We start from the raw sequence: 6,702 nt of genomic DNA, 5'->3' as shown, positions 1-6,702 counted from the left end.
CAAAAAAAGAGCATTCAAGCTCTTTTATGACTGATTCAAAATAGTTTTCAAAACCTCAGGATAAAGCACATACTCCATTTCATGGACTCTTGCTTCAAAGGTTTCGAGGGTGTCATCAGGTAAAACTGGTACCCGCTCTTGTGCGATAATCTGACCTGTATCCACGCCTGCATCGACATAGTGGATAGTCACACCACTCTCAGTCACACCTGCGCGCCAAGCATCTTCTATCCCATGAGCACCTGGAAACTCTGGGAGATAGGCCGGATGTATGTTAATAATACGGCCTTCATAGGCTTGCAACAAGGTTGGGCTTACGATTTTCATGTAACCGGCAAGGACGATGAGGTCAATGTCATACTGCGCTAATAGGTTTAAAAGCTCAGTTTCATAAGCAGCCTTATCCTCAAATTCTTTTAAGGCAAAAGTATGGGACTGAATGCCAAGTTTTTCAGCACGCGCCAAAGCCTTGGCATCCCGTTTATCTGTAAACAGGAAGGTGATAGGGATACCTTGTTTGACAAGATTTTCAAAATTCGTACCAGAACCGCTGGCAAAAACCGCTAGCTTCATTTGATGATAACCGCTGCTGTGTCACGTTTTACGATTTGACCAATTTCAAAACAGTTGCCCTCAAGCAAAGCTTTGGCTTGCTCAAGATTTTCAGGCGAAATAGCAAGTACCATGCCCAAGCCCATGTTGAAGATTTCAAACATTTCACTGTGTTTGAGTTTACCTGTTTTTTCTAACAAATCAAAAATTGGTAAAATGTCCCAAGTGCCTTCTGTGATCTCTGCTGCCAAGTCATCACCAAACATCCTTGGAATATTTTCGATAAAGCCACCACCTGTGATGTGTGAAATCCCATTAATCACGCCAGCTTTAACCAAGGGCATGAGATCTTTAACATAAATTTTAGTTGGTGTTAGCAAGTTATCAATTAATTTTTGACCACCCAATTCAATCATTTGGCCATTGAGATCAGTATTTTCAAAAACTTTACGAACGAGTGAGAAACCATTGGAATGAATACCTGATGACGCAAGGCCAATCAAGATGTCACCCTCTGAAATCTTCTCCCCAGTGATAATCTGAGATTTCTCAGCCACACCTACTGCAAATCCAGCGAGATCATAATCATCTTCACCATACATCCCAGGCATTTCAGCAGTTTCACCACCGACGAGGGCTGCGTTAGACTGGACACAACCTTCTGCAACGCCCGCCACAACTTGTTCGAGTTTGGCAGGGATGTTTTTGCCAGTTGCGACGTAATCAAGGAAGTAGAGAGGTTCAGCGCCTGCAGCGATGATGTCATTGACACACATAGCTACACAGTCAATTCCAATCGTGTCGTGCTTGTCCGCTTCGATTGCGAGCAAGAGCTTGGTACCAACACCGTCTGTACCAGAAACGAGAACGGGCTCTTTAACGCCTGTCGTTGTGAGGTCGAACATGCCACCAAAACCACCCAAGGCACCCATAACACCTAGACGTTCTGTCCGTTTGACGTGTTTTTTAATCCGTTCAACAACTTCATATCCAGCTTCTACATCGACACCAGCTTGCGCGTAAGCATTTTTTTCAGACACTCTTGGTTCCAACTTTCTTTTATTTGAGCTCGCTATAATGCGGCCTTTTTTATCATTATAGGTTAATTTCGGCGTAAATCAGCAAAAAAACTGCCTTTTTAGACAGTTTTTAGGTATAATGTTCGGTTTTTAAAATTAATTCCTGTTATTTCAATAGAAATGAACGGCCAAATCATACTGCGCGATCTTCATCTCACCTTGCCAGAATTGATAGCTAGCTTTAAAGCCATCAGCCGATTTTTGATACTGCTGCGTTTTAATTTGGAAATGTTGCGGCCCCACTGGAGTCGCAATCGCTGTTTTGGTAACAACTTCAGGATGCATTTTCATGATTGTGCTAGGCTGTGAAAAGCGTGTAATCGTCAGCATCTCAGCATCATACTTCATCACAACTTTTTCGTCTAGCTCATTTTGGTAGACCAAAAAATGGCTGCCATTTTTCTCATGATAGTCTCCAGTAAATTCCTCGTGAATCACTTCAGTCTCACGGTCGATTCTAATGAGGTTATCAATCGTAATGTCTACCATTTAAAACTCCTTCATCATCTTGTCAATGGTCGCAAGAATTGCATCAACGGTTGGGACTTGCGCAAGTTCAACAGATTTAGCCGCTGAGATTGGCATAAACTGTCCACCTAAGCGTTTGATTGCACCACTAAAACCTGCTTCGACGAGCTGCGCTAGGATTTCACCTGAAATGCCTGAACGCGTTACCGCCTCAGTTAGAATTAGGACTTTACCAGTCTTTTGGGCAGAAGCTGTAAGTGTTTTAATATCGAGCGGTGAAATCGTAATCGGATCAACAATTTCAAGTGACGCACTTGTTTGGCTAGCGACTGACTTAGCCACTTCTACCATTCGACCGAGGGCGATAATCGTTAAATCAGTCCCTTCTTTGACAAGTTTAGCTTGACCGATTGGGACTTCATACAGCTCCGACGGTACTGGCATGGCTGTTTTATAGAGTGATTTAGGCTCAAAAATCAAAACTGGGTTATTATTTTTAACCGCAGCTACTAAGATACCTTTGGCATCATAGGCATTTGACGGCATGACAACAATCAAGCCAGGTACGTGGGCAAACCAGTTCTCAAAACTTTGAGAGTGTTGTGAACTAGCGCCTGTCCCTGAACCACTGGCAGCACGGATAACCATTGGCACAGATTGTTCACCATTTGAAAGAAAGTGAATTTTAGCTGCTTCATTAACCAGTTGGTCAATAGCGACTGTCAAAAAGTCTGAGAATTGAATTTCAAGAATAGGGCGCTTGCCCAATAAGGCTGAACCTGTTGCAACACCAGTGATCGCCGCTTCAGAAATCGGTGTATCTAACACGCGGTCTGGAAAATCAGCGACTAATCCTTTTGTCGCACCAAAGCCACCACCATATGTGCCAACATCTTCGCCGAGAATATAACTTTCTGGCACGGTCTCTAAAATTTGACGCAGACCTTCATTGATCGCTTGTAAAAAAGTCTTAGTCACTGTAAACCGCCTTCCAAATATCAGCTGGTGTGGTTGCTTCTTCATCGTTTAAAGCCTGCTCGGCTTCAGAAGACAAGTGACGATAGATTTTTTCATCGATCAAGGCAATTTCTTCTGATGAGACATCGTAGTCGGCGATTAAAGCTTCCCGTAATTTCTTAATGGGATCTTCCCAGTTAAAGAATTCGTCAGGCGTGCGGTATTGTTCACTATCTGAACGTGAATGTCCTTTAAAGCGATAAGTCACAGCTTCAATCAAGACTGGACCATTTTTGACATCTTGGCGGGCACGTGTAAAGACATCATGGACAGCAAAAACATCTTGTCCATCTACCTTATAAGCGCTCATATCATAATTTTTTGCTCGCTCAGAAATGCTACCTGCTATCATGACAGACGCATCACTGGACATGGCGTACTGGTTGTTTTCGACCACAAAAATAATAGGTAACTTCCAAATGCTGGCTAGGTTTAGGCTCTCGTGAAAGGTGCCTTCATTAGTTGAACCGTCCCCTGAAAAGCAAACGACGATCCGATCTGAGGCATCCATTTTAAGTGCTTGAGCCAGGCCTAGGGCGACTGGATAGTTACCACCAACAATACCATTACCACCGAAATTACCGACTGAGGCATCACTGATGTGCATGGAACCACCATGTCCTCCATTTGTTCCCGTTTTTTTACCGAAAATCTCCGCAAACATGGGATAAGTTTTGGTACCTTTAGCAATAGCATGCCCATGATTACGATGTGTTGAGAGTATCAAATCATCTGGTGATAACAAATCACAAATGGCAGTTGCGATGGCTTCTTGACCGTTATAAAGATGAGTCGTGCCATACAAAAAACCTGCTCGGTTTTTATCATCAATGATATTTTCAAAGTCTCGGATGGTCACCATCGTTTGGTACCAACTTAATGCCCGATTTTTTTCAATATTTTGCATAATACCTTCCTTTCTTTGACCTCACTTCATGAATTCTCAAATCTTGACATCTGCTTATGCTCTGTCTCAGCAGTGTCATTCGTGAACTCAAGTCCGTTCAAAGTCATTCTTTTATTTTTTCGTCAGATTTTTCAAAATCAATCACTTGAAGTTGAAATCATCTTAAAAAGCACATGTAAGTCTATTATACGATAATTTTCATCAAATAAAGTATTTCAATTCCGTAAAATTTAGCTATCAACTTTTGTTAGCACTTAGTCTGTTCTTCGTTAAAAAATAATAAGAACTTTTTTAACTTAAAATCGTGCATTTTTCAGAATTTTAAGTTATAATATAACTACTTATAATATAGAAGGTGTCGTATGTCAAATACTAAATTAGAGAAAGTTTTTCGCGATCCCGTTCATAACTATATCTCGGTGAGTAACCAGACCATTTATGACCTGATTGGCACAACAGAATTTCAACGTTTGCGTCGGATTAAGCAACTCGGAACATCTAGCTACACCTTTCATGGTGCGGAGCATAGCCGTTTTACCCACTGTCTAGGTGTCTATAATATCGCCAAGCAAATCACGGAAATGTTTACAAAAAATTATCCTGATATTTGGAACTCGGAAGAGAACCTCGTCACCCAATGTGCTGCCTTACTACATGATGTGGGCCATGGTGCCTTCTCTCATACTTTTGAGGGCGTCTTTGATACAGATCACGAAGCGATTACAGTTAATATCATCACTGATCCATCTACTGAAGTCAATGCTGTCTTGAGAAAAGTGGCGCCCGACTTCCCCGAAAAGATCGCCAGCGTCATTACACATGATTATGAAAATCAACAGGTCGTTCAACTCATTTCAAGTCAGATTGATGCAGATCGCATGGATTATCTTTTACGCGACTCTTATTATACTGGCGCGACTTATGGTGAATTTGATCTCACACGGATTATGCGTGTGATTACCCCTGTTGACAACGGTATCGCTTTTAAAATTCAAGGAATGCATGCCGTGGAAGACTATATCGTCAGTCGCTACCAGATGTATATGCAAGTTTATTTTCATCCTGCTAGCCGTGCTATGGAAGTCCTGTTGCATCAACTTTTAAAACGTGCTAAAGTCCTCTATCCAACACAAAAAGACTATTTCGAGCTGACTAGTCCACGCTTAGTTCCATTCTTTGAGCACAATTACACCTTGTCTGACTACCTTCATTTAGATGACGGTGTGATGACGACCTATTTCCAAAACTGGCAAACCCATCCAGACGAAATCCTATCGGATTTGAGTAATGCCTTCATTAATCGAAAATTAGCTAAATCAATCAAATATGATAGTGCAGATGAAAAAGATTTAGACATCCTACGTCAAATCATTGAAAAAATAGGCTTTGACACGGATTATTATACTGCTGTTCATTCAAATTTTGACTTACCTTACGATTTATATCGACCAGAGCTTCAAAATCCTAGAACACAGATTGAAATCATGCAAAAGGATGGCACACTCACTGAACTATCTGAGCTATCTAGTCTTGTTAAATCCTTAACTGGGACGACTCATGGTGATAATCGTTTCTATTTCCCACGCGACATTCTCAGTCCAGATACATTGTTTAAAACTGAGCAAGAAACTTTTGTTAGCTATATTAGGAATGACCATTTTTTAGGAAAAAAAAGACTTTGAACTAACAGACGTTTGCAATAACCTCGTTTAGATAAAGCGTAAGCAGAGGTCAAGGTTCAAAAATTCACGAAGTGAATTAATAGAAAGGAAATGAGTTGAGAACTGACTTAACTCACATCATACAATCATGTCAATTAAACTCGTTGCCATTGACATTGACGGGACTCTCGTCAATAACAATCGCGAAATCACACCCGAAGTTTTTGAAGCTATCCAAAAAGCTAAAGCCGCAGGGGTTAAAATCGTTATCGCCACAGGTCGCCCTCTTTTAGGCGTTAAAAATATTCTAGAATCCTTAAATTTATTAGATGCTGGTGATTATGTCATCACCTATAATGGTGCCCTGGTACAAGCCACTGCGACCGGTGAAGCATTCATCGATGAACCTTTAACTTATGATGATTATCTAGATATCGAAATGGAAAGTCGCAGACTTAAGACACCTCTTCACTCGATTACCATGTCAACCATCTACACCCACAATCGTAATATTAGTAAATACTCGATAAATGAAGCCTATATTACAGGCCTTCCTTTAAAATATCGCACTGCTGAAGAAATGGCTAAACACGAAATTATCAAGATGATGTATATTGATGAGCCTGAAAAATTAGATGAGACGATTACTAAACTTCCCCAGCGCATTAAAGAGCGTTATACTATCGTTAAATCAACACCATTCTACCTCGAGATCCTCAACAAAAACGCGAGTAAGGGCTTAGCTGTTCAGCATCTGGCTGAGAAGCTAGGAATCTCACATGAAGAAACCATGGCCATTGGCGATGAAGAAAATGACCGTTCAATGTTAGAAGCCGTTGGCAACCCAGTGGTCATGGCAAATGGTAACCCTGAACTCAAGAAAATAGCTAAATATATCACCAAATCAAATGAAGCATCTGGTGTGGCACACGCTATTAATGAATGGGTCCTTTAAACAAGTCAATTTAGTTTACCTATCGCACACCTAACACACCTAGTGCTTAGCACTACTTATATG

General features: G+C 41.1%; 7 protein-coding genes. 2 read left to right on the top strand and 5 right to left on the bottom strand.

Translation table 11 applies throughout. The features are described 5' to 3' along the window. Positions 1–24: 24 nt before the first annotated feature. The 5 genes from purN to LRA01S_RS01780 all read right to left on the bottom strand — a co-directional run bounded on the left by purN (position 25) and on the right by LRA01S_RS01780 (position 4,023). A complete protein-coding gene (gene purN, locus LRA01S_RS01800) occupies positions 25–573 on the bottom strand; it encodes a phosphoribosylglycinamide formyltransferase (RefSeq protein ID WP_061773938.1) in 549 nt (182 codons plus the stop codon). After that, a complete protein-coding gene (gene purM, locus LRA01S_RS01795; protein ID WP_061773937.1) occupies positions 570–1,592 on the bottom strand; it encodes a phosphoribosylformylglycinamidine cyclo-ligase in 1,023 nt (340 codons plus the stop codon). The genes purN and purM overlap by 4 nt, the downstream gene beginning before the upstream one ends. Before the next feature lie 150 nt (positions 1,593–1,742). Next, on the bottom strand, positions 1,743–2,120 hold the full coding sequence (locus LRA01S_RS01790; RefSeq protein WP_061773936.1) for a YwiB family protein: 378 nt from the start codon (positions 2,118–2,120) through the stop codon (positions 1,743–1,745). Further along, complete coding sequence (locus LRA01S_RS01785; protein ID WP_082785347.1) at positions 2,121–3,077, bottom strand: alpha-ketoacid dehydrogenase subunit beta; 957 nt, start codon at positions 3,075–3,077, stop codon at positions 2,121–2,123. Then, entirely contained in the window at positions 3,070–4,023 is a 954-nt protein-coding gene (locus tag LRA01S_RS01780) for a thiamine pyrophosphate-dependent dehydrogenase E1 component subunit alpha (protein WP_061773934.1), read from the bottom strand. The genes LRA01S_RS01785 and LRA01S_RS01780 overlap by 8 nt, the downstream gene beginning before the upstream one ends. Positions 4,024–4,385: 362 nt before the next feature. Between LRA01S_RS01780 and LRA01S_RS01775 the strand changes: the two genes are divergently transcribed. Continuing rightward, complete coding sequence (locus LRA01S_RS01775; RefSeq protein ID WP_061773933.1) at positions 4,386–5,705, top strand: HD domain-containing protein; 1,320 nt, start codon at positions 4,386–4,388, stop codon at positions 5,703–5,705. Between the two features lie 127 nt (positions 5,706–5,832). After that, a complete protein-coding gene (yidA, locus tag LRA01S_RS01770) occupies positions 5,833–6,639 on the top strand; it encodes a sugar-phosphatase (protein ID WP_061773932.1) in 807 nt (268 codons plus the stop codon). Positions 6,640–6,702: the final 63 nt, after the last annotated feature.

The organism is Pseudolactococcus raffinolactis NBRC 100932 (genome assembly GCF_001591765.1).
Lineage (GTDB): Bacteria > Bacillota > Bacilli > Lactobacillales > Streptococcaceae > Pseudolactococcus > Pseudolactococcus raffinolactis.
Note: the sequence above shows the minus strand (reverse complement) of the source record. Positions and strands in the feature narration are given on the sequence as shown.

Bases quoted from the DNA above. Each gene is read 5' to 3' on its own strand.
- LRA01S_RS01790 (WP_061773936.1), bottom strand. From the start codon at position 2,120: ATGGTAGACATTACGATTGATAACCTCATTAGAATCGACCGTGAGACT.
- LRA01S_RS01780 (WP_061773934.1), bottom strand. From the start codon at position 4,023: ATGCAAAATATTGAAAAAAATCGGGCATTAAGTTGGTACCAAACGATG.
- purN (WP_061773938.1), bottom strand. From the start codon at position 573: ATGAAGCTAGCGGTTTTTGCCAGCGGTTCTGGTACGAATTTTGAAAAT.
- LRA01S_RS01775 (WP_061773933.1), top strand. From the start codon at position 4,386: ATGTCAAATACTAAATTAGAGAAAGTTTTTCGCGATCCCGTTCATAAC.
- yidA (WP_061773932.1), top strand. From the start codon at position 5,833: ATGTCAATTAAACTCGTTGCCATTGACATTGACGGGACTCTCGTCAAT.